The sequence below is a fragment of the Sphingomonas jatrophae genome (assembly GCF_900113315.1).
GTDB lineage: Bacteria > Pseudomonadota > Alphaproteobacteria > Sphingomonadales > Sphingomonadaceae > Sphingomonas_P > Sphingomonas_P jatrophae.
In genome coordinates this window covers 525,645-547,312 of sequence record NZ_FOZG01000001.1, presented here as the reverse complement: position 1 = coordinate 547,312, position 21,668 = coordinate 525,645, and the positions used below count along the sequence as shown (strand labels likewise).

At 69.1% G+C, this 21,668-nt stretch carries 18 protein-coding genes and 1 tRNA gene; 12 read left to right on the top strand and 7 right to left on the bottom strand.

Translation table 11 applies throughout. The features are described from left to right. The first annotated feature begins 7 nt into the window (after positions 1 to 7). From rpoD to BM360_RS02560, 5 genes are all read left to right on the top strand, one after another. Complete coding sequence (gene rpoD / locus BM360_RS02580; protein ID WP_093310252.1) at positions 8 to 2,062, top strand: RNA polymerase sigma factor RpoD; 2,055 nt, start codon at positions 8 to 10, stop codon at positions 2,060 to 2,062. Positions 2,063 to 2,239: 177 nt separating this feature from the next. Continuing rightward, a complete protein-coding gene (locus BM360_RS02575; RefSeq protein ID WP_093310250.1) occupies positions 2,240 to 2,890 on the top strand; it encodes a DUF6975 family protein in 651 nt (216 codons plus the stop codon). Positions 2,891 to 2,958: 68 nt separating this feature from the next. After that, the gene (locus BM360_RS02570) at positions 2,959 to 3,801 is read left to right on the top strand and encodes an AAA family ATPase (RefSeq protein ID WP_093310247.1); all 843 of its coding nucleotides are present in this window, start codon (positions 2,959 to 2,961) and stop codon (positions 3,799 to 3,801) included. Further along, a complete protein-coding gene (locus tag BM360_RS02565; RefSeq protein WP_207544518.1) occupies positions 3,798 to 4,214 on the top strand; it encodes a GFA family protein in 417 nt (138 codons plus the stop codon). The genes BM360_RS02570 and BM360_RS02565 overlap by 4 nt, the downstream gene beginning before the upstream one ends. Before the next feature lie 6 nt (positions 4,215 to 4,220). Next, the gene (locus tag BM360_RS02560) at positions 4,221 to 5,399 is read left to right on the top strand and encodes a vWA domain-containing protein (RefSeq protein WP_093310244.1); all 1,179 of its coding nucleotides are present in this window, start codon (positions 4,221 to 4,223) and stop codon (positions 5,397 to 5,399) included. Between the two features lie 25 nt (positions 5,400 to 5,424). Here the strand turns inward: BM360_RS02560 and BM360_RS19455 are convergent, their stop codons facing one another. From BM360_RS19455 to BM360_RS02550, 3 genes are all read right to left on the bottom strand, one after another. Beyond that, positions 5,425 to 5,580, bottom strand: a complete 156-nt coding sequence (locus BM360_RS19455; protein WP_165611180.1) for a hypothetical protein — start codon at positions 5,578 to 5,580, stop codon at positions 5,425 to 5,427. A 132-nt stretch (positions 5,581 to 5,712) separates the two neighbouring features. Further along, entirely contained in the window at positions 5,713 to 6,801 is a 1,089-nt protein-coding gene (locus tag BM360_RS02555; protein ID WP_093310241.1) for a catalase family protein, read from the bottom strand. Positions 6,802 to 6,833: 32 nt separating this feature from the next. Continuing rightward, complete coding sequence (locus tag BM360_RS02550) at positions 6,834 to 7,958, bottom strand: anhydro-N-acetylmuramic acid kinase (RefSeq protein WP_093310239.1); 1,125 nt, start codon at positions 7,956 to 7,958, stop codon at positions 6,834 to 6,836. 33 nt (positions 7,959 to 7,991) lie between these two features. Between BM360_RS02550 and tyrS the strand changes: the two genes are divergently transcribed. Then, the gene (gene tyrS, locus BM360_RS02545; protein WP_093310236.1) at positions 7,992 to 9,194 is read left to right on the top strand and encodes a tyrosine--tRNA ligase; all 1,203 of its coding nucleotides are present in this window, start codon (positions 7,992 to 7,994) and stop codon (positions 9,192 to 9,194) included. Positions 9,195 to 9,203: 9 nt separating this feature from the next. Here the strand turns inward: tyrS and BM360_RS02540 are convergent, their stop codons facing one another. Continuing rightward, positions 9,204 to 9,653 carry a DMT family transporter gene (locus BM360_RS02540; protein WP_093310233.1) on the bottom strand — a complete coding sequence of 150 codons (450 nt, stop codon included), beginning with the start codon at positions 9,651 to 9,653 and terminating at the stop codon, positions 9,204 to 9,206. Positions 9,654 to 9,673: 20 nt separating this feature from the next. Further along, on the bottom strand, positions 9,674 to 11,731 hold the full coding sequence (gene recG / locus BM360_RS02535) for an ATP-dependent DNA helicase RecG (protein ID WP_093310231.1): 2,058 nt from the start codon (positions 11,729 to 11,731) through the stop codon (positions 9,674 to 9,676). A gap of 78 nt (positions 11,732 to 11,809) precedes the next feature. Here recG and BM360_RS02530 point away from each other — a divergent pair, with 78 nt between their 5' ends. From BM360_RS02530 to BM360_RS02520, 3 genes are read left to right on the top strand one after another with little or no spacing between them, the layout of a single operon-like run. Beyond that, positions 11,810 to 12,076 (top strand): FAD assembly factor SdhE, encoded by a 267-nt coding sequence (locus tag BM360_RS02530; protein WP_093313638.1) that lies wholly within the window; start codon positions 11,810 to 11,812, stop codon positions 12,074 to 12,076. After that, complete coding sequence (gene mfd, locus BM360_RS02525; protein WP_242653279.1) at positions 12,073 to 15,540, top strand: transcription-repair coupling factor; 3,468 nt, start codon at positions 12,073 to 12,075, stop codon at positions 15,538 to 15,540. Before BM360_RS02530 ends, mfd begins: the two co-directional genes overlap by 4 nt. Positions 15,541 to 15,591: 51 nt before the next feature. After that, positions 15,592 to 17,082, top strand: a complete 1,491-nt coding sequence (locus BM360_RS02520) for a hypothetical protein (RefSeq protein ID WP_093310226.1) — start codon at positions 15,592 to 15,594, stop codon at positions 17,080 to 17,082. Here BM360_RS02520 and BM360_RS02515 read toward each other — a convergent pair. Both BM360_RS02515 and BM360_RS02510 read right to left on the bottom strand, forming a co-directional pair. After that, positions 17,079 to 17,501: a hypothetical protein gene (locus BM360_RS02515; protein WP_093310219.1), complete on the bottom strand. Its 423-nt coding sequence runs from the start codon at positions 17,499 to 17,501 to the stop codon at positions 17,079 to 17,081. The two genes, BM360_RS02520 and BM360_RS02515, sit on opposite strands and share 4 nt — an antisense overlap. 13 nt (positions 17,502 to 17,514) lie before the next feature. Then, on the bottom strand, positions 17,515 to 19,551 hold the full coding sequence (locus BM360_RS02510) for a putative bifunctional diguanylate cyclase/phosphodiesterase (RefSeq protein WP_207544517.1): 2,037 nt from the start codon (positions 19,549 to 19,551) through the stop codon (positions 17,515 to 17,517). A 98-nt stretch (positions 19,552 to 19,649) separates the two neighbouring features. Between BM360_RS02510 and moaA the strand changes: the two genes are divergently transcribed. From moaA to BM360_RS02495, 3 genes are all read left to right on the top strand, one after another. Beyond that, positions 19,650 to 20,651: a GTP 3',8-cyclase MoaA gene (gene moaA, locus BM360_RS02505; RefSeq protein WP_093310216.1), complete on the top strand. Its 1,002-nt coding sequence runs from the start codon at positions 19,650 to 19,652 to the stop codon at positions 20,649 to 20,651. Beyond that, entirely contained in the window at positions 20,648 to 21,436 is a 789-nt protein-coding gene (locus tag BM360_RS02500) for an NAD kinase (protein ID WP_093310214.1), read from the top strand. Before moaA ends, BM360_RS02500 begins: the two co-directional genes overlap by 4 nt. Before the next feature lie 78 nt (positions 21,437 to 21,514). Then, a tRNA-Asn gene (locus BM360_RS02495) sits at positions 21,515 to 21,589 on the top strand. Positions 21,590 to 21,668: the final 79 nt, after the last annotated feature.

Here is a 21,668-nt window from a genome sequence, read left to right as displayed (position 1 = left end):
GAAACGCATGGCGAAGGCGAACGTGGCGGCAGCACCGGCGGCAGGTGGAAACGGCAATGGCGCCGACGGCGAGGCGCCGCTGATCGACCTCAACGAGGCGACCCTCAAGAAGCTGATCGCGCGCGCCAAGAAGCGCGGCTACATCACCTACGATCAGCTCAACGAGGCGCTGCCGCAGGATCAGATGTCCTCCGAGCAGATCGAGGACGTGATGGCCGCGCTCAACGAGATGGGCGTTAATATCGTCGAGAATGAGGATGCCGGCGAGGACGGCGAGGCGCAGCAGTCCGATGACGACTCGCCCGAGGAAGTCGTCGGTGTCGACGAGGGCGAGGCGGTCCCGGTTCTCGCCGCCTCGACCAAGAAGGAGACGGTCGATCGCACCGACGATCCCGTCCGCATGTATTTGCGCGAGATGGGTGCGGTCGAGCTCCTGTCACGCGAGGGCGAGATCGCCATCGCCAAGCGGATCGAGGCCGGCCGCGACACGATGATCCTCGGCCTGTGCGAATCGCCGATCACCTTCAACGCGATCATCGACTGGTCGACCCAGCTTAATGAAGGCACGATGCAGCTGCGCGAGATCCTCGATCTCGACGCCATGCTGTCCAAGGGCCCGTCGGCCGAGCAGGTCGAGGCGGCCGAGGACGACGATTCGGGTGAGATCAGCGCCTCCGCCGCAGGCCCGGCCTACAAGGAGGAGGAGGACGTCAAGGAAGAAGCCTCCGCCGACGAGGATGACGAGCTGACCGAGCGTCGTGCGCCGCGCCCGTCCGACGACGAGGATGAGGATAACACGCTCAGCCTCGCGCAGATGGAAGAGCAGCTCAAGCCGATGGCGCTCGAGAAGTTCGCCAACATCACTGCGCTCTACAAGAAGTTCGGCAAGGTCCAGGCTGCGCGCCTTTCGGCGCTTGGCGTGGGCGACGATTTCCCGGCGTCGGAGGAGCGCAAGTATCAGAAGCTCCGCGAGGAACTGACGGCGGAGGTGGAGAGCGTCCAGTTCCACGGCCAGAAGATCGAGTTCCTCGTCGATCAGCTCTACAGCTTCAACCGCCGCCTGACCGCGCTCGGCGGCCAGATGCTGCGTCTGGCCGAGCGCCACAAGGTGCCGCGCAAGGCGTTCCTCGACGCCTATGTCGATCATGAGACCGAGGAAGGCTGGATCGATCGCGTCCGCGGGATCGACAAGAAGTGGGCTGCCTTCGCCGCCGCCGAGGCGGAGCCGGTCGAGCGCATCCGTGTGGAGGTGGGCGAGATCGGCCAGGCGACCGGCATGGCGCTCAGCGAGTTCCGCCGCATCGTCAACATGGTGCAGAAGGGCGAGCGCGAGGCGCGGATTGCCAAGAAGGAGATGGTGGAGGCCAATCTGCGCCTCGTCATCTCGATCGCCAAGAAGTACACCAACCGCGGCCTGCAGTTCCTGGATTTGATCCAGGAGGGCAATATCGGCCTGATGAAGGCGGTCGATAAGTTCGAATATCGCCGCGGCTACAAGTTCAGCACCTATGCGACGTGGTGGATCCGGCAGGCGATCACCCGCTCGATCGCGGACCAGGCGCGGACCATTCGTATCCCGGTCCACATGATCGAGACGATCAACAAGCTGGTGCGCACCAGCCGTCAGATCCTTCACGAGATCGGCCGCGAGCCGACGCCCGAGGAACTGGCCGAGCGGCTATCCATGCCGCTCGAAAAGGTCCGCAAGGTGATGAAGATCGCCAAGGAGCCGATCAGCCTCGAGACGCCGATCGGCGACGAGGAGGACAGCCATCTGGGCGACTTCATCGAGGACAAGAACGCCGTCATCCCCGTGGATGCCGCGATCCAGGCGAACCTCAAGGAAACGGTCACTCGCGTCCTCGCCTCGCTCACCCCGCGTGAGGAGCGCGTGCTGCGCATGCGCTTCGGCATCGGCATGAACACCGATCACACGCTGGAGGAGGTCGGCCAGCAGTTCAGCGTGACGCGCGAGCGCATCCGTCAGATCGAGGCCAAGGCGCTGCGCAAGCTGAAGCATCCCTCCCGCTCGCGCAAGATGCGCAGTTTCCTCGACCAGTAAGCCGCCTCCCGGCCTCGGAGCACGCTCCGGGGCCGGTTTGACGTCCGGATGGCAGCGGATCGCCGGTTCCACACATATTGAATAAACGATCCGTTCACCCTGTTCCTACGGGCAACGGTTACTCCCGCGGTTGCAAGGCTTGCGCGTGAGGGCACCGCATCCGGGGAGTGGCTTTTAATGGATATGGACGCCGTTCGCGCCGCGGGAGCCAGCCTCCCGGACACGCTCGGGCCCCTTGTTGCAGACGGCGGCAGCGCCGGTCATCGCTGGCCGACCGCGCTGGCCGCAGAGGGGCATCCGCGCGACCTGGCAGATGCCGCGCATCATGTACTGATGCTGCATGGCCGCCACCCAAGCTTGTTCGATCATGCCGGCATGAAGTCGACGGGCTCGGCCGCCGTCTGGCTGTTCGACTCCGCCGCCGATTTCGCGGCCGAGCGCGCGTTTCTCCACCGGCTTGCCGTGGCGGCGGGGCCGCTGCCCAGCACGCCCGGCCATGCGGAGAGTGAGGCCGCCATCGTCGGTCATTGCCACGCGATCGAGATGCTCGCCCGCTCGGATCGGCAGGGTTGCGCGCTTGGCGCCGCGCTGGCGCTGGCGCTCGACTGGGCGGCAGTGCGGGCCGTTCTGGATGCGGCGTCGCTCCGCTTCGGCGTGCCGGTCGAGCGGCCGATCCTACCGGCCGGTGCGGCGCAGGCGGTTGCGCTTGAGGCTTGCGCTGATCCGGTGCGGGCTCGGGCTGTCAGCTTCGGTGCGCGCCAGCTGCTCGTCCAGCATCGCGGCTTGTGGGACGTGCTGGAAGCCCGCGCTGCCGCCCGCCGCGTCTGACCGCTCCCGGCTTGACCTGAGCCGCCCGCGCCCGCATCGCCGATCCGGCGAAACAGCGGGAGGACGGCGTGCGCTTCGAAGGCACCGGCGATTATGTCGCGACGGACGACCTCAAGGTGGCGGTCAACGCCGCGGTGACGCTGCGGCGCCCGCTCCTCGTCAAGGGCGAGCCGGGCACGGGCAAGACGGTGCTGGCCGAGCAGATTGCCCGCGCGGCGGATGCACCGCTGATCACCTGGAACGTCAAGTCAACGACGAAGGCGCAGCAGGGCCTCTACGAATATGATGCGGTGGCGCGCCTGCGCGACGGCCAGCTCGGCGATCCGCGCGTGGATGACATCGCCAACTATATCCGCCGCGGCAAATTGTGGGAGGCGTTCACAGCGCCGCAGCTGCCTGTCCTGCTGATCGACGAGATCGACAAGGCCGACATCGAGTTCCCGAACGATCTCCTCCAGGAACTCGATCGAATGGCGTTCGACGTCTACGAGACGGGCCAGACGGTCGCGGCCAAGGAGCGGCCGATCGTCGTCATCACGTCGAACAATGAGAAGGACTTGCCGGACGCATTCCTGCGCCGCTGCTTCTTCCACTATATTCGCTTTCCCGACCGGGAGACGATGCAGGCGATCGTCGACGTCCACTTCCCCGGCATCCAGAAGACGCTCGTCGCCCGCGCGCTCGACATCTTCTACGAGGTGCGCGACGTGCCCGGCCTGAAGAAGAAGCCGTCCACCAGCGAGCTGATCGACTGGCTGAAGCTGCTGCTCGCCGAGGACATGCCGCTCGACGTCCTCCAGACCCGCGATGCGCGCAAGGCCATCCCGCCGCTCCACGGCGCGCTCCTGAAGAACGAGCAGGACGTGATGTTGTTCGAACGGCTCGCCTTCCTCGCCCGGCGTGGGCAGTGACCTTGCGGACGGGCGGCTGCCTCTGCGGCGCGGTGCGGATCGAAGTGGATGCCGATCCGCTGGTTGTACGCACCTGCTGGTGCCGCCTCTGCCAGGCGCTGGGCGCCGGCAGCGCCACGGTCAACGCCGCCTTTCCAGCCGACAAGGTGACCACCACCGGTGAGGTGCGCTGGCACGACAGCGTGGCCGACAGCGGCAATCGCATGCGCCGCGGCTTCTGCCCCGCCTGCGGCACGCCCCTGTTCAGCGCCGCCGAGAGCCGCCCGCACCTCGCCGTCATCCGTGTCGGCGCGTTCGATGAGCGGGACGATCTCGCCCCGCAGATGACGATCTGGACGGACGCGGCGCCCGCCTGGGCCTGCATCAGCGAGACGATCCCCGCGCACTCCGCGCAGGTTCCACCGGTCGACTGAGCCGCCATGCTGCTCAGCTTCCTCGACGCGCTGCGCGCCGCCGGCATCCCCGCCGGCATGAAGGAGCATCTCGTCCTGCTCGAGGCGCTCGACCGTGAGGTGATCGAGCGGCGGCCGGAGGACTTCTATTATCTCGCGCGCGCCACCTACGTGAAGGACGAGGGGCTGATCGACCGGTTCGACCAGGTCTTCGCCAAGGTCTTCCGCGGGCTCGAGGGGGGATCAGGTGACGCCACGGCCGAGCTGCCCGAGGAGTGGCTGAAGGCCGTCGCCGAAAAGTTTCTCAGCCCCGAAGAGATGGCGAAGGTCAAGTCGCTGGGCGACTGGGACAAGATCATGGAGACGCTGAAGCAGCGGCTCGAGGAACAGAAGGGCCGTCATCAGGGCGGCAACAAGTGGATCGGGACCGGCGGCACCTCGCCCTTCGGCAACGGCGGCTACAATCCGGAGGGTGTCCGCATCGGGGGCGAAAGTCGCCACAAGCGCGCGATCAAGGTGTGGGACAAGCGCGAGTTCCAGAACCTCGACTCGACCCGTGCGCTCGGCACCCGCAATATCAAGGTGGCGCTACGCCGCCTGCGCCGCTTCGCGCGCGCGGGCGCTGCGGATGAGCTCGACCTCGAAGGCACGATCGACGGCACCGCGCGTCAGGGTTGGCTCGACGTCCGGATGCGGCCGGAGCGGCATAATGCGGTCAAGCTGCTGCTGTTCCTCGATGTCGGCGGGTCGATGGATCCGTTCATCCGCATCTGCGAGGAGCTGTTTTCCGCCGCCACGGCGGAATTCAAGCATCTGGAATTCTTCTACTTCCACAATTGCGTCTATGAGGGCGTGTGGAAGGACAATCGCCGCCGCTATGCCGAGCGTACGCCGACATGGGACGTGCTGCACAAGTTCGGCCACGATTATAAGCTGGTGTTCGTCGGCGACGCGGCGATGAGCCCCTACGAGATCACGCATCCCGGCGGCTCGGTCGAGCATATGAACGAGGAAGCCGGCGCCGTCTGGATGGAGCGGCTGACGCGCGTCTATCCCGCCGCGGCATGGCTCAACCCCACGCCCGAGGCGCAGTGGGGCTACTCGCAATCGACCGCGCTGATCCGCCGCCTGATGGGGGATCGCATGTATCCGCTGACGCTCGATGGGCTGGACGAGGCGATGCGCGCGCTCACGCGCAAGCGCTAAGCACCGGGTCCGCCAACCCTGAAGGTCAGACGATCGCCACCCGCTCCAGCGCGTCCAGCCGTGCCCGATAATTCGCGGCAAGCATGAGCCGTCGCGCCCGCGCGGCATCCGTCACCGCCCGCTCTGCGGCCAGCGCCTCCTGCGCGGCACGGCGCGCATAATAGCGCCGATCCGATTCCATTCGCCCGCTCCACCCCGGCAGATCCCCCTGCCGAGTCGAAGCTTTAACGGCGGCGCGCAGGCGAGTCCCACCTCGTATTGCCGGTTCGCGCGCGGAAACCGCCGAAAGGTTGCAGATGCGTGATTAACCGTGTCAGCCCACGTCGGCGAGCGTCGCCGGCTCATGGATGGGACAGCCGTTGAACCGCGCGCGGTAGCCGGCGGAAAGCTCGTAGGTCTGCTTGCGCATCCGGTTGATCCCGCCAAGCGGCCGATGTGCCGCCAGGCCGTGCCAGACGCTGAACGACAGCGCGCCTTCCGCCTGCTCGCTCGCCCCCGTCTGCCAGCCGAGCTGCGCCGGCACCTCCAGCCGCGCGACGGTGCGATAGGGGCTCGCCTCGGCATCCCACTCCTTGGACGCATCCTCGACCGGCATCGCGTCCAGATCGACGCACAGCTGCACGCGCAGCTCCCACACGCCGCCATGCTCGACGATCGTCTCGTTGATGTCTTCGCGCAGCGCGTCGGGGCGTCCGGCGGCGTTGATCGTCATGCCGCTCACCTCCGTCAGCTCGCGCGACACCGGCACCAGCTGCAGCTTGGCGATGTGATCGCCATAGCGGAACGGCACCTGCGTCCAGTAGGTCTCACCCAGCGGATGAACCTGCTGCGCGCCGCCCATCTGGTTGAGCAGCGCGCTCTTGCCGCCCAGTGCCTCCACGCCCGCCTCGATCGTACGCAGCGTCGCGGACAGCGCCTTTTTGGCCCACTCCGCCTTGTCGGTCGTCTTGGCCAGCAGCTTCAGATTGCCGAGGAACGCTTTGGGCTCGGGCGCGCCGAAGGCGGGCGCGTTGACGAGGATGAAGTCCTGCGTACGGTCCCCCTCCGATCCAGGCAGCCGCTCGCCCTCCACGTCCAGCACCTTGAGCGCGAGGCCCCGCGGCAGGCTGATGCTGTCGTCGAGGATGTCACCCGCATTTGTCGAGAAGCGCAGGATCGCCTCATGCTCGCCGCCTTGCGCGAACAGACCCTGCGCCAACTCCGGCGGCAGACCCTCCGCGACGATCAGCCTGCCCTTCAGCAGCGCATGCCCCTTGGCGTGAACGCTGCGCACCGCGCGGCCATAATCCTTCGAGGTTGTCTCGAGGATCTCCGTCATCGCCTGATCCAGCCCCGCCTGCGTCTCGGCCTCATCCGGCGCGATGGTCTCGACGTCGGGCGTGTAGCGGACGGGGGCAGCCATGGTTCAGACCTCGTGGGCAGAGTTAAGGCGGGTTAACCGCCGCTCCTCTGCGCCGTTCCGCCCGCTGGCGTACGCAGGCTGCCGCCCGTCATCGGCGTCGGCACGCCCGTCGTACCCGGAAAGCTGATCGGCAGCCCGGCCAGGTGTCGTACCGCCATATAGGCGAAGCCCTCCGCCTCGGTCGCATCGCCGTTCAGGCCGAGTGCGTCGATCGGCTCCGGTACGATCCCCGTCCGCTCGCCCAGCATCCGCATCAGCGTGGCGTTGTGCCGCCCTCCGCCAGCGACGATCAGCCGCCGCGGGCGTACCGGGAGCAGGGTCAGCGCCTGCGCGACCGTGGCGGCGGTGAACGCCGTCAGCGTCGCCGCCCCGTCCGCCGGCGCCAGCCCGCGGACCGGCTGTGCGGTGAAATCTGCGCGGTCGAGCGATTTGGGCGGCGGCAGATCGAACCAGGGCAGATCCATCATGTCGCGTAGCACGCCTTCATCCACGTGGCCCGTGCCGGCGAAGCTGCCGCCCATGTCGAACGGCCGCCCTGCCTCCGCCATCATCCAGTCGTCGATCAGCGCATTGGCGGGTCCGGTGTCGAACGCGATGGGCGCGCCGTCCGCGCCGATGAAGGTCAGATTGCCGACGCCGCCGAGATTGAGGATCGCCAGCGGTCGCTCCAGCCGCGCGGCGATCGCCGCGTGATAGACCGGCAGCAGCGGCGCCCCCTGCCCACCCGCCGCCACGTCGGCGGAGCGGAAATCGAACACCACGGGGGTGCCGAGCGCGTCGGCCAGCGCCTGCCCGTCGCCGATCTGCCAAGTCCAGCCGCGATCCGGCCGGTGCGCCACCGTCTGCCCGTGAAAGCCGACGACGCGCACCTGGCTACCCGCCACGCCCGCATCGTTCAGCAACTGCCGCACGCTCAATGCATGGCGTCGCGTCAGCATCTCGGCTGCCGCCTCGATCTCAGGCGTCGGCCGCGGCCTTTCCTTCAGAAGCGCCAGCGCGCAAGCCTCGCGCAATTGCGCGCGCGCCGCATCCGAATAAGCGTCGCTGCGGAAGGCGATCGGCCGGGCGATGCCTTCTCCGTCCGTCTCGATCAGCGCCGCGTCGATCCCGTCCAGCGACGTTCCCGACATCAATCCCACCGCCAGCACGCTATCCATTCATCCTCCCGCCATGCTAGGCGCGCGGCCGCCATGACCTATCAGTCCGATCTCCTCCGCCTACTCGACAGCCGCGGCTACATCCATCAGGCGACCGACGCCGCGGGGCTGGATGCCTTGGCCGCGCGGCAGATCGTGCCCGGCTATATCGGCTTCGATCCCACCGCACCGTCGCTCCACGTCGGCAGCCTCGTGCAGATCATGATGCTGCGCCGCATGCAGCAGGCGGGGCACAAGCCCGTCGTGCTGATGGGCGGCGGCACCGGCAAGATCGGCGATCCGAGCTTCAAGGACGAGGCGCGCAAGCTGATGACGGGCGACACGATCGCTGCCAACATAGCCTCGATCCGAACCGTGTTCGAACGCTTCCTGACGTTCGGCGACGGGCCGACCGATGCGGTGATGGTCGACAATGCCGAGTGGCTCGACGCCCTCGAGTACATCCCGTTCCTGCGCGAGGTCGGGCAGCATTTCTCGGTCAACCGGATGCTCAGCTTCGATTCGGTGCGGCTGCGGCTGGACCGGGAGCAGTCGCTCTCCTTCCTCGAATTCAACTACATGATCCTGCAGGCCTACGATTTCATGGAGCTGTCGCGCCGCGCGGGCGTGCGCCTCCAGATGGGCGGGTCGGATCAGTGGGGCAACATCGTCAACGGCGTGGAGCTTGCCCGCCGGATGGACGGCACCGAGGTGCACGGCCTGACGACGCCGCTCATCACCACCGCGGACGGCGGCAAGATGGGCAAGACGATGGCTGGCGCGGTGTGGCTGAATGCCGATGCGCTGCCCGATTTCGATTACTGGCAGTTCTGGCGCAACACGCATGATGGCGATGTCGCGCGCTTCCTCAAGCTGTTCACCGACGTGCCGCTCGATGAGATCGAGGCGCTGGCAGCGGGCGATATCAACGCCGCCAAGAAGCGGCTGGCGGATGAGGCCACTGCGCTCTGCCGTGGCCGCGACGCTGCCGAGCGCGCCGCCGCCGCCGCCGCCGCCGCGTTCGGCGGTGCCGCGACCGCCGATCTGCCGCGCTATGCCATGCTCGAGGGCGCGACCTTGATCGATGCGCTCATCGCCAGCGGCCTCGCGCCCTCGAAGAAGGAGGCCCGCCGCAAGCTGGAGGAAGGCGCCGTTCGCCTCGATGGCGAGCCCGCCGGCCTGGACACCCCGCTCGACCTCACCGCCGACCGCCGCCTCTCGCTCGGCAAGAAGCGGCATGTGCTGGTGGGCCGCTAGGGAGCGGCTTCACTTCCACCGCACCAGCCCGATCCCGGCGACGACCAGCAGCACGCCTAGTGCCTTGGTCAGCCGGATCGGATCGCGCGGCACGCCGAGCAGCGCAAAATGGTCGATTGCCAGCGCCGCGCCCAGTTGCCCGAGCGAGGCGATGACGATCGCGGCGGCGATGCCGAGCCTCGGCGTCGCGAAAGCAAACGCCGCGACATAGATGGCGCCATACAGGCCGCCGATCCACGCATAAGGCGGCAGCGCGCGCATCGCCGCCCAGTTCGCCTGCGGTCGCAGCACGATCCACGCTGCCAGCAGCAGGCTCGTGCCGACGAGGAAGGACACCAGCGCTGCCGTCAGCACGGATCCGCCACCCCGCGCCAGCAGCGCGTTGGTCGGCCCCTGCACCGAATTAAGCATCCCCGCCAACAGCAGCAGCACCATGGGCACGAGGATCTGTGGCGTCATGCCGTCTGCCTGCCCGCGCCTCAGCCCGACCGCAAGAGGCCGACCGCCGCATCCCGCTCGAATAGATAGAGGCAGATGCGCGCCGCAGCACCCCGTGGCCCTTCCAGCCCGCCATCCCTCTCGATCAGCAGGCGCGCATCGTCGGTCGCGGTCGCCAGCCCCTCCGCCAGCATCTCGGGCGGCACCAGCCGGAACGCCGCCTCGCCCGATTGCCGCGTGCCGAGGATCTCGCCCGCACCCCGCAGCTCCAGATCCTTCTCCGCGATCAGGAAGCCGTCGGTCGTATCCCGCATCAGCGCCAGGCGCGCGCGCGCCGTCTCCGACAGGCTGCTTCCCCTGAGCAACAGGCAGCGCGACAGGCCCCCGCCCCGCCCCACGCGCCCGCGCAGCTGGTGCAGCTGGGCCAGGCCGAAGCGGTCCGCGCCCTCGATCACGATCAGCGTCGCGTTGGGCACGTCCACGCCCACCTCGATCACCGTCGTCGCCACCAGCACGGCGATGCGGCCGGCGGCGAACGCCTCCATGACGGCATCCTTGTCCGGCCCCTTCATGCGGCCGTGGACGAGACCGATCCTGTCGCCGAACCGCTCCCGCAGCACCGCCGCCCTGCTCTCCGCCGCGGCCATGTCCCCGCTCTCCGTCTCCTCGACTAGCGGGCAGACCCAATAGGCCTGCCCCCCGCCTTCAATATGGCGGCCGAGCCCGTCGACCACCTGCGCCATCTTCTCGTCGCCCATCACCAGCGTCTCGATCGGCTGGCGGCCGGGCGGCAGCTCATCCAGCCGGCTGACGTCCATCTCGCCATATTGCGTCAGCGTCAGCGTGCGCGGGATCGGCGTTGCAGTCATCACCAGCACGTGCGGCGGCCGCTCCGCCTTTGCCTGCAACATCATGCGCTGCGCCACGCCGAAGCGATGCTGCTCGTCCACCACGACGAGGCCGAGCCTTTTGTAGCTGACCGTCTCCTGAAAGATGCTGTGTGTGCCGATCAGGATGTCGATGCTGCCGTCCGCCAGCCCCATCAGGGTCGATTCACGGGCACGCCCCTTCTCGCGGCTGGTCAGGATGGCGACATTGACGCCGATGCCGGTCAGCGTGCGACTCAGCGTGGCATAATGCTGGCGCGCGAGGATCTCGGTCGGGGCGAGCAGCGCCGCCTGCGCCCCTCCCTCCACCGCCGCCAGCATGGCGAAAGTCGCGACCAGCGTCTTGCCCGCGCCGACATCGCCCTGCAGCAGCCGGATCATCGGCCGCACCTGCGCCATGTCGGCCAGGATCTCGGCCGTTGCCCGCGCCTGCGCGCCCGTCGGCGCATAAGGCAGTTTCAGCGCGCCCCGCAGCCGGCCGTCGCCCTCCAGCGGCACGCCCCGCCGCGCGCGGGTGGAGGCGCGCACCAGCGTCAGCGCCAGCTGGTTGGCGAACAGCTCGTCATAGCCCGCTCGCGCCCGCGCCATGCCGTCCGCCGGATCGGCATGGATGCGCGCCATCGCCTCGCGCCACGACGGCCAGCCGCGCTTCGCCAGCAGTGAGGGCTCGATCCATTCGGGCAGCTCCGGCGCGCGCGCCAGCGCCTGCATGGCCAGCGCCTGCATCTTCTTGCCCGCCAGCCCCTCCGCCAGCGGATAGACCGGCTCGCGCGCTGGCAGCGCCGCGGCTTCCTCTGGCGTCATGACGTCAGGATGCACGATCTGAAGGTACTGATCGTACGCCTCGACCTTACCGGCCACCGCGCGCCGCTCGCCCAGAGGCAACAGCTTGCGCGCCCACCCGCCCTTGCCGAAGAAGACGAGCAACAGGTTGTTGCCCGCATCGTCCGTCGCCCGCACCCGCATCGGCGCGCGTGGGGAGCCGCCGCCGCGATATTCGGCCGGCGTCACGCTCAGCACCACCTGCCGTCCCGGCTCCGCCCCGTCGAGATCGGCCAGGTGCCGCCGGTCGATCCAGCCGGTCGGCAGATGGAACAGCGTGTCGATCACGCGGCGGATGCCCAGCCGGTGGAGCGGCTTGCTCAAGGCGGCGCCGACGCCCTTCAGCGCCTCCACCTCGGCGAACAGCGGATTGAGAATATCGGGACGCATGACTAGATGCGCCGCTACCGCAGCCGACGCGCGCCCGCCAGCGCCCGCCGGCTTGTCCGCATTTCGGAGCCGACGTTCATGGACCGCGAGAACCGCCTCAAGCGCCTGCGCTTCCGCGCCTGGCACCGCGGCACCCGGGAGGCCGACATGCTCGTCGGCGGCTTCTTCGATGCGCAGAGCGCGACGTGGAGCGATGCCGAGATCGACTGGTTCGAGACGTTCATCGAGGAACAGGACGTCGACATCATGGCGTGGGCCATCGGCGTCACGCCCGTGCCCGCCGAATGGCACGGGCCGATGATGGATCGCCTGCGCCGGCTCGATTACATCACGGTGGGCCGGTGACGGCAGACCTTTCCCGCATCCTCAAGGCCGGCGAGCAGCTGACGCTCGCGGGCGTGCCGCAGGGTTTCCTGCCGTGGCTCGCCGCCGATCTCGCCCGCGCCGCCAAGGGGCGTGCCGTGCTGATCGCATCGGACGAGCAGGCGATGCGCGCCGTGGCGGAGGCGGCCGCCTTCTTCGCGCCCGAGCTGGAAGTGCTGATCTTTCCCGCGTGGGATTGCCTGCCCTACGACCGCGCCTCGCCGTCGCTCCGCTCCATGTCGGAGCGGATGGCGACGTTGCACCGCCTCCAGGGCAAGGGGGCCGGCGCGCAATTGCTCGTCACCACCGTCAACGCCGCCAGCCAGCGCACGCTCACCCCCTTCCGCATCCGCCAGCTCGTTGCCCGCCTCGCCCCCGGTGAGCGGATCGACCGCGATCGGCTGAGCACCCTGCTCCAATCGAACGGCTACCAGCGGTCGGAAACGGTGCACGACGCGGGCGACTATGCCGTGCGCGGCGGCCTCGTCGATCTGCTGCCCGCCGGGTCGGAGCGCGGCATCCGCCTCGATTTCTTCGGCGACGAAATCGAGAGCGTGCGCGAGTTCGATCCCGCCGACCAGCGCACCATCGGCCGCATCGACGGGCTCACCCTCCTCCCCGCCTCCGAGGCGCTGCTGGACGAGGAGTCGATCAAGCGGTTCCGCGGCCGCTACCGCGAGATCTTTGGCGCTACCGCCACGGGCGATCCGCTTTACCAGGCGGTGAGCGAGGGGCGGCGGCTGGCGGGCATGGAGCATTGGCTGCCGCTGCTCGAAGAGAAACTGGCAACCCTGTTCGACCATCTCTCGCCCGACGACCTGATCGTCCGCGACGCGCATGCCGATGAATCCGCCGCCGAGCGGTTCGACACCATCGCCGATTACCACAGGAACCGGAAGGCGGCGCAGTCGGCCGAGCCCGGCAGCTATCGCCCGCTCGATCCGCGCTCGCTCTATCTGGCCGACAGCGAATGGGCGCGGATCACGGCGGATCGCCCCGTCCACCGCCTGTCCACCTTCCACGAGCCCGATTCGGCGAAAGTCATCGACTTCGCCGTTGACGGCCCGCGCGATTTCGCGCCCGAGCGCGCGAAGGGCGGCAACATCTACGAGGCGGTCGTCGATCACCTCGCCGCCGAGGCAAAGGCGGGGCGCAAGCGCGTCCTCGCCAGCTATTCGGCGGGCTCGCGCGAGCGGCTGGGCGGCCTCCTCGTCGACCATGGGCTCGACCGGCTGATCAAGGTCGAGACGTGGCAGGAGGCATTGGGCGTGCCCAAGGGCGCCGTCGCGCTTGTCGTCCTGCCGCTCGACCGCGGCTTCACCGCGCCGGAGGTAGTCCTGCTGACCGAGCAGGACATGCTCGGCGATCGGCTCGTCCGCCGGGCCAAGCGCCGCAAGTCGGCCGACGCTTTCCTGGCCGAACTCGCCACGCTCTCGCCCGGCGATCTCGTCGTCCACACCGAACATGGCATCGGCCGCTATGAGGGGCTGACGCAGATCCCCGTCGGCAAGGCGCCGCACGATTGCGTGCAGCTCAGCTATGCCGGCGGCGACAAGCTCTATGTGCCGGTCGAGAATCTCGAAGTGCTCTCCCGCTACGGCGCGGAGGAAGGCGCCTCGCTCGACAAGCTGGGCGGCGCGGGCTGGCAGGCGCGCAAGGCGCGGATGAAGGAGCGCATCCGCGAGATTGCGGGTGAGCTGATCGCCGTCGCCGCCGAACGCGCGCTGCGCGAAGCACCCGCGGCCGAGCCCGACGCCGGCGGCTATCCTGCCTTCGTCGATCGCTTCCCCTATACCGAGACGGACGACCAGGATCGCGCCATCGGCGACGTCATCGAGGATCTTGGCGCAGGCCGCCCGATGGACCGCCTCGTCTGCGGCGATGTCGGCTTCGGCAAGACGGAAGTGGCGCTGCGCGGCGCGTTCGTCGCCGCCATGGCAGGCCTTCAGGTTGCGATCGTCTGCCCGACGACTTTGCTCGCCCGCCAGCACCACGCCAATTTCGTCGAACGGTTCAAGGGCTTCCCGCTCGAAATCGGGCGTCTCTCCCGCCTTGTTCCTGCGGCCGAGATGAAGCGGACCAAGGAGGGCCTCGCCAACGGCTCGATCGACATCGTCGTCGGCACGCACGCCATCCTTGCCAAGGGCATCGAGTTCAAGCGCCTCGGCCTCGTCATCGTCGACGAGGAACAGCGCTTCGGCGTCACCCACAAGGAGCGGCTGAAGGCGCTCAAGACCGACGTCCACCAGCTCACGCTGACCGCGACGCCGATCCCCCGCACGCTGCAGATGGCGATGTCGGGCCTGCGCGAGCTGTCGGTCATCCAGACGCCGCCGGTCGATCGCCTCGCGGTGCGCACCTACGTCATGCCGTGGGATCCGGTCGTGATCCGCGAGGCGCTGCTGCGCGAACATTATCGCGGCGGGCAGAGCTTCTTCGTCACGCCCCGCATCGCCGACCTGCCCGACATCGAGGAGTTCCTGCGGAAGGAAGTGCCCGAAATCCGCTACGTCGTCGCGCACGGCCAGATGGCGGCGGGCGAGGTCGAGGAGCGGATGTCCGCCTTCTACGATCGCAAGTTCGAGGTGCTCGTCTCGACCACCATCATCGAGAGCGGCCTCGACATTCCGTCGGCCAACACGATGATCGTCCACCGTGCCGACCGCTTCGGCCTCGCGCAGCTCTACCAGATCCGCGGACGCGTCGGACGGTCCAAGACGCGGGCTTACGCTTATCTGACGACACCGGCGAAGGGCGGCATCACCGAGACGGCGGAGAAGCGCCTCCACGTCCTGTCGAACCTCGACACGCTCGGCGCCGGCTTCCAGCTCGCCAGCCACGATCTCGACATTCGCGGCGCCGGCAACCTGCTCGGCGACGAGCAGTCGGGCCACATCAAGGAAGTCGGCTTCGAGCTCTACCAGTCGATGCTGGAGGACGCGATCGTCGAGGCCAAGGCGGGCGGTCTCGTGGCCGCGGCCAACGCCCGCGCCAAGGAATTCTCGCCCCAGATCACGGTCGATGCGCCAATCCTGATCCCCGACGATTACGTCCCCGATCTCGATCTGCGCATGGGCCTCTACCGACGCATGAACGAGGTGGAGGACCGGCAGGGCATCGAAGCGTTTGCCGCCGAGCTGATCGACCGTTTCGGCCCGCTGCCCGAGCCGACCGCCAACCTGCTGTCGATCATCGAGACGAAGCTCAATTGCCGCAAGGCATGCATCGCCAAGCTCGATGTCGGCCCCCGCGGCGCGCTGGTCAGCTTCTGGCAGGATCAGTTCCCCAACGTCCCCGGCCTGCTCGGCTATGTCGAGCGTCTGGGCGGCGTGGCGAAGCTCCGGCCCGACAACAAGCTCGTCATCTCGCGCGCCTGGGCCGATCCCAAGGCGCGGCTTAACGGCGCGCTGCAACTCAGCAAGGGGCTGGCCAAGGTCGCGGCCTGAACGGGCGCATCGGATGACGGCGGGTTAACCTTCCTCAGCTAGCGTGCCGGGATGGTCAGCGCCGTCCTTCCCGCCCGCCGCGGCGCACCCCCGTTCGGCGGCGCGCTGACGGACGGTCGTGCGCTCGTCTGGGCGGTGGCGCTGGCGCTGCTGCTCGGCACCGCGCGCAAGCTCGGCGTTGGTCTCGATCGCCTGCTCTCGCTCGACGAGAGCTGGACCGGGGCGATCGCCGCCGCGCCGGACGTGCCGACGCTGATCCGCTTCTGCCTTGCCGAAATGAGCGGCCCTGCTTTCTACGGCTCCGCCTGGGCCTGGGCGAAGCTCGCCGGCACGGGCGATCTGGCGCTCCGCGCCCCCGCGCTCGCCGCGGCGGTCGGCACACCGCTCCTGATCCTGTGGCGAGGCCATCCGGATCGCACCGTCCGCCTGCTGTGGGCGGGCCTGACCGCGGTCTGGCTGCCCGGCTCCATCTTCGCCAGCGAAGCGCGGCCTTATGCCCCGCTGCTGCTGATCGGCACCGCGCAGACGATCGCGCTTGCCGCGCTGATCCGCGCACCGACCCACCGCCGTGCGTGGGGCTGGGCCGGCCTCGCCGCGCTAGGCGGGCTGACCCACTATTACACGCTGCCGGTCAGTGCGGTACAGGGCCTGCTGATCCTGACCCGCGGCCGCGCGGCATGGCGATGCTGGCCGGCTCTGCTCGTCTTCGTGCCTATGCTCGCCTGGATGGCGTGGCACCTGCCGACGCTCCGTATGTTCACCGCGCCCGGTGGAAACTGGTACCCGCCGACCCGCCTCGCCGACCTTGCGACGATGCTGCCGGCCGCGGCGCTCGGCCTTCCCGCTCTGGCCTATGCGCTTGCGGCGGCGATAATGGTCAGTCTGCTCCGTGCACCCCGCGTCTTCATGCGAACGGACGTGCAGGTCGCGCTCACCGGCGCGGCGGCACTGGCCTTGATCGCCATGCTCGCGCTGCTCCGCCCAAGCTTCTCGCCGCGCTACGTATTGCCGTGCATGCCGCCCATCCTGTTCGGCCTCGCTCTATGGGCGGCAGGCGTGCGGCGGCGCTGGCCCTATGCGCCGCTGCTGCTGCTCGGCGCCTTCCTACTGCTCGCACTTGCGGAAGCCGGAGCCCGGCTGGCGATCCCGGCCGATCGCACGCATGCGGAAAGCATCGAGGTCGCGTCGGAGGCGATCGCCACCGCCCGGCCCCGCCGCCTCGTCGCCCTGTTCGACGGCCCCGGCGTCGCCCCCCCCGATCGGTCGCTCCCGCGCGCCGTGGCCGGCTTCTTTCTTGCGCGCGCTGGCCATCCCGTCGAGGTTCTCGCCCCACCACTTCGCGAGGGCGACCCCAACCGCCTGCTCACACGCCTTGCGAACCGGCCGGACGACGCCATCCTGTGGGTCTATGACGCGGGCCGCCCCGGCACGCTCGGCGCCCGTCATCCGAACGTCATTCCGCGCACCGATCCGCGCTTCACCTGCCGCGATTACGGCACCGGCCCGCTTGCGGTGATCGCCTGCTGGCAGCCTCGGCGTTAGCGCTCCAGCAGGCCCTCGAACTCCAGCGGCGCCTCCGCCTCCAGCACCTCTTCCGCCGCCACATCGACGATCTCGCGGTGCATCTCGAAGCCGCCCATTACGCCTTCCATCTCCCACGCGCCGCTCACCCGCTTGCCGTCGTCCGACAGCGTGCCGCGATACTCCACCGCATGCGCCGCCATGCCGGCGCCGTCATAGGCCTTGATGAAGGACACGTCGGCGCCCTCGCGCGATCCACGCAGGATCGCCTTCAGCTCCACCTGCAGCCCCGCCACGTCGGTATGCTCGCTCGTCTCGCCGGTGACGAGGCCCGCCACCTCCTCGATCGTCGCGATGAAGCTCACGTCGGCCTGCGTCGTGCCGAGATAGGAGAAGCTGCCGAACCAGGCGCCCGTCAGGTTCATCCGGTCGACCGTCATGCCTGATCCCCCGTCATGCCCGTTCCGTCCCCGCGCGTGCCACCAGCCGCGCAAAGGCGGCGGAGCCGAGCGGCGGCGCGCACAGATACCCCTGATACAAGGTGCAGCCCTCCGCCGCCAGCAAGGCCAGCTGCGGCTCCGTCTCCACGCCCTCGGCGATCACCGTGAGGCCCAGCGAGCGCGCCATGTCGATGACGGAGCGCACCACCACCCGGTCCCGCGCGGAGCCGACGATGTCGTCCGACAGCCTTTTGTCGATCTTGAGGTAGTCGAGCGGCAGGGCCTTCAGATAGGCCAGGCTGGAATAACCCGTCCCGAAATCATCGAGCGCCACGCGGAAGCCCTGCGCCCGCAGCGCCGCCAGCAAAGTCGCCGCGCGGCCGAGATCCTCGATCAGCCCCGTCTCGGTAATCTCCAGCGTCACGCGGCCCCGGTCCAGCCCACCCGCATCCACCATCGCCGCGAAGCGGTCGGCAAAGCCCGGCTGCGCCATATCCTCCGCCGCGACGTTGATGGCGATGCGGCAGCCGTCCAGCCGCTTGGGCCAGCGCGCCGCCTCCTCCACCGCGCGCCGCTGCACATGGGCGGACAGTTCGAGGAGATAGTCGGAGCGGGACGCTGCCGCAAACAGCTCGGCCGCGCCCAGCATGCCCAGGCGCGGATGGTGCCAGCGCGCCAGCGCTTCGGCGCCGACGATGCGCCCGCGCGTCACCTCCACCTGCGGCTGGAACAGGATGGTGATCTCGTCCGCGTCCAGCGCACGACGAAGGTCCACTTCCAGCCGTCGATCGCGCTCGGCCGCCGCAGCACTCGCGCCATCACGGATCGCCACCGCCGTATCGCCCGCCCGCGCCTCGGCGAGGGCGGAGGCAGCCCGCCGCAGCAAGGCAGGCGCATCGCGCTCGTCCGCGCCCGCCGCCGCGATGCCGATGCGTGCGCTCAGCGTCACCAGATGATCCTGCGCGACGAACGGCTGCGCGATCGCTTCGGTCAGCCGTGCGGCGAGGAACTCGGCCTCCTCCGCACTCGCCGGCGCGGCCAGCCCGATCAGATAATCCGCCCCCGCCAATCGCGCGACCAGCCGCTCGCGCGCCGCCCGCCCCGCCAACCGCACAATGCGCCGCGCCACGCCCTGCAGCAGGGCATCCCCCGCCTCGCGCCCGAATGCCGCATTGATCATGTCGAACCGGCTGACCGACAGCATCAGCAGCACGCAGCCGCTTCCCTCCGCCAGCCGTGCCGCCGCCCACGCCTCCGCCGCCGCCGCATTGGCGAGGCCGGTCAAAGGATCGCGGGCCGGCGGGCGGCTCGGCACCGCATCGACGTCGAGATCCTCGATCCAGCCGGCCACCTCGCCCACGCTCTCGTCCAGGTCGAGATGGTGGACGATCCGGTCACCCGTCTCGCCATCATGAGCGAAGGCGCCATGCCGCCCGGTGACGAGCAGGCGGCGCACCGTCTCGCGCGCCGCACGGCGCCCCGGCCGCCCCATGCGCCGCAGCAGCGTGCCGAGCGGCACCTCCTCGCCCGTCAGCCCCAGCCGCTCGCCCAGCGCCGGGCTCAGCCTCACCGCGCGGGCACCCGGCTTCCAGCGCCAGCCTTGTGCCTCGGCCGCGATCAGCGTGGTGCGCACGGGCTCGCGCCCGCCGGCCAGCCGCTCCACCAGTCGCTGCGCCAGCCGCAGCGCCTGCGCCAGCGCGTCGTCGTCAAACGGGTCGGAAAGGAACAGGGTCGCTCCCGCATCCACCACGTCGGACAGGCGGGCCTGATCGCCCGCGTCGGTCAGCGCCAGCAGCACGCCGCCATGCGCCGCTGCCAACGGCGCCAGCCGCCGCAGCGCCTCCAGCCCCTCGACGATGGCGCCGCGCAGGTCGACCACCGCGATCGCCGCGCCACTGGCCAGATACCGCCGCTCCACCTGCTCGCGCCGCCGCGCCGCCACCGTGCGCCAGCCGCCACGCGCCGCCGCATGCGCCAGCGCGTCGCGCGCGCCGAACGACAGCACGAACAGCGGCGTGCCGCGGGAGGAAGGCGCATCGGCGCGGATCATTCCACCTGTGTAGAGCGGGGCCGCCGCACGCTGGCAAGCCTCCGTCTGATCCGAAGCGCGCTTGCGGCGGCAGGCCGGGCACACTAGCTCTCGGGACGATGGCCGCTGCCGCCCCCCTGATCGACGCTTTCGGGCGCCGGATCACCTATCTCCGCCTGTCGGTGACGGATCGGTGCGACCTTCGCTGCCGCTATTGCATGGCCGAGGCGATGACCTTCCTGCCGCGTGAGCAGGTCCTGTCGATTGAGGAGTTGGCCGAGGTCGCCGACGCGTTCATCGATCGCGGCGTCACCAAGATCCGCCTGACCGGTGGCGAACCGCTCGTCCGTCGCGGCGTCGATCTGCTCGCGCGCAGCATCGGCCGCCGGCTGGGCGATGGTCTGGACGAACTCACGCTCACCACCAACGCCACCAATCTGGATCGCTACGCACCGTCCTTGTTCGATGCAGGCGTGCGGCGGATCAACGTCAGCCTCGACAGCCGCGATCCCGATCGCTTCCGCCACGTCACCCGCTGGGGCGATGTCGACAAGGTGCTCGACGGCATGGCCGCCGCGAAGGCCGCGGGTCTGCGCGTCAAGATCAACATGGTCGCGCTCGCCGGGCTGAACGAGGACGAGATCGAGCCGATGCTCCGCTGGTGCGCAAGCGAAAGCTTCGACCTGACGATCATCGAGACGATGCCGCTCGGCCTCGTCGAGGAGGATCGCACCGACCGCTATCTGCCGCTCGACCGCGTGCAGGCCGCTCTCGCCGCACGATACACGCTGACCCCGCTGGCGGAGACGAGCGGCGGCCCCGCCCGCTACTGGCGGGTGGAGGAGCTTGGCGCGAAGCTCGGCCTCATCACGCCGCTCACCGGCAACTTCTGCGCCACCTGCAACCGCGTCCGCGTCAGCGCCTCGGGCACGCTCTACCTCTGCCTGGGCCATGATGAGCAGGTGGACCTCAAGGCGGCGCTGCGCAGCGGCGGCCGCCCTGCGCTCGATGCACTGCTCGACAGTGCGATGGCGGTGAAGCCGCTCCGCCACGATTTCCGCATCGACACGCGCGATGCGGCACCCGCGGTCAGCCGTCACATGAGCGTCACCGGCGGATGAGCAATCTCGATGCCGGTGAAATCCGGCTCGCGCTCGTGGCCTCGCCCACGCCGGCTGCGCAAAGCGCCGCGACCGAGCTGCGCCAGCGCCACGAATGGGTCGATATCGCGCAGGCGGACATCGTCGTCGTCCTCGGCGGCGACGGCTTCCTGCTCCAGACGCTCCACCAGATGCTCGATCGCCGCCGCATCCTGCCCATCTACGGCATGAACCTCGGCACCGTCGGCTTCCTGATGAACGAATGGTCGCCCGACCTGCTGGAACTCCGCATCGCCCGCGCGCGGCGCTTCACCGTGTCGCCGCTGCGCATGGAGGTCGAAACCGTCGGCGGCGAGAAGATCGAGCATCCCGCGATCAACGAGGTCAGCCTGCTGCGCGAGACGCGTGAGACGGCGAAACTGGAAGTCTGCGTCAACAAGCGCGTCGTGCTGGCGGAGCTGGTGTGCGACGGAATCCTCGTCGCCACGCCTGCGGGCTCCACCGCCTACAATCTTTCCGCGCACGGGCCCATCCTGCCGCTCGGCTCCGAGATGCTGGCGCTCACCCCGATCAGTCCCTTCCGGCCCCGCCGCTGGCGCGGCGCTATCCTGCCCGAGCGGACGCGGATCAGCTTCCGTGTGCTGGAGCCGGTGAAGCGCCCGGTTTCCGCCGTGGCGGACCAGCGCGAGGTTCGCGATGTCGCCACCGTCAGCGTCGCGATCGACCGCTCCACCCAGCTCACCTTGATGTTCGATCCCGAACACGCGCTCGACGATCGCATCGCGATGGAGCAATTCGCCGTTTGAGTGAAAAAGGTTTACCGTCCCGCTTGCATCCGGCGGCGAAGGGCGGCATAGGCGCGCCTCGCTTCGGCGACACGGCGTTCCTCGGTAGCTCAGCGGTAGAGCATTCGACTGTTAATCGAATGGTCGCAGGTTCGAATCCTGCCCGGGGAGCCAGCCTGCCAAGCTAAGTGCTTGGTGAGGCTAGGCATTTGGGAACGTAAGCGAAGCGTTCTCCCAGTCGACCCATTTCAGG

What these genes read in the sequence shown, in the direction of transcription:
- rpoD (WP_093310252.1), top strand. Translation starts at nt 8, where the DNA reads ATGGCGAAGGCGAACGTGGCGGCAGCACCGGCGGCAGGTGGAAACGGC.
- BM360_RS02575 (WP_093310250.1), top strand. Translation starts at nt 2,240, where the DNA reads ATGGATATGGACGCCGTTCGCGCCGCGGGAGCCAGCCTCCCGGACACG.
- BM360_RS02560 (WP_093310244.1), top strand. Translation starts at nt 4,221, where the DNA reads ATGCTGCTCAGCTTCCTCGACGCGCTGCGCGCCGCCGGCATCCCCGCC.
- BM360_RS19455 (WP_165611180.1), bottom strand. Translation starts at nt 5,580, where the DNA reads ATGGAATCGGATCGGCGCTATTATGCGCGCCGTGCCGCGCAGGAGGCG.
- BM360_RS02555 (WP_093310241.1), bottom strand. Translation starts at nt 6,801, where the DNA reads ATGGCTGCCCCCGTCCGCTACACGCCCGACGTCGAGACCATCGCGCCG.
- BM360_RS02550 (WP_093310239.1), bottom strand. Translation starts at nt 7,958, where the DNA reads ATGGATAGCGTGCTGGCGGTGGGATTGATGTCGGGAACGTCGCTGGAC.
- tyrS (WP_093310236.1), top strand. Translation starts at nt 7,992, where the DNA reads ATGACCTATCAGTCCGATCTCCTCCGCCTACTCGACAGCCGCGGCTAC.
- BM360_RS02540 (WP_093310233.1), bottom strand. Translation starts at nt 9,653, where the DNA reads ATGACGCCACAGATCCTCGTGCCCATGGTGCTGCTGCTGTTGGCGGGG.
- recG (WP_093310231.1), bottom strand. Translation starts at nt 11,731, where the DNA reads ATGCGTCCCGATATTCTCAATCCGCTGTTCGCCGAGGTGGAGGCGCTG.
- BM360_RS02530 (WP_093313638.1), top strand. Translation starts at nt 11,810, where the DNA reads ATGGACCGCGAGAACCGCCTCAAGCGCCTGCGCTTCCGCGCCTGGCAC.
- BM360_RS02520 (WP_093310226.1), top strand. Translation starts at nt 15,592, where the DNA reads ATGGTCAGCGCCGTCCTTCCCGCCCGCCGCGGCGCACCCCCGTTCGGC.
- BM360_RS02515 (WP_093310219.1), bottom strand. Translation starts at nt 17,501, where the DNA reads ATGACGGTCGACCGGATGAACCTGACGGGCGCCTGGTTCGGCAGCTTC.
- BM360_RS02510 (WP_207544517.1), bottom strand. Translation starts at nt 19,551, where the DNA reads ATGATCCGCGCCGATGCGCCTTCCTCCCGCGGCACGCCGCTGTTCGTG.
- moaA (WP_093310216.1), top strand. Translation starts at nt 19,650, where the DNA reads ATGGCCGCTGCCGCCCCCCTGATCGACGCTTTCGGGCGCCGGATCACC.
- BM360_RS02500 (WP_093310214.1), top strand. Translation starts at nt 20,648, where the DNA reads ATGAGCAATCTCGATGCCGGTGAAATCCGGCTCGCGCTCGTGGCCTCG.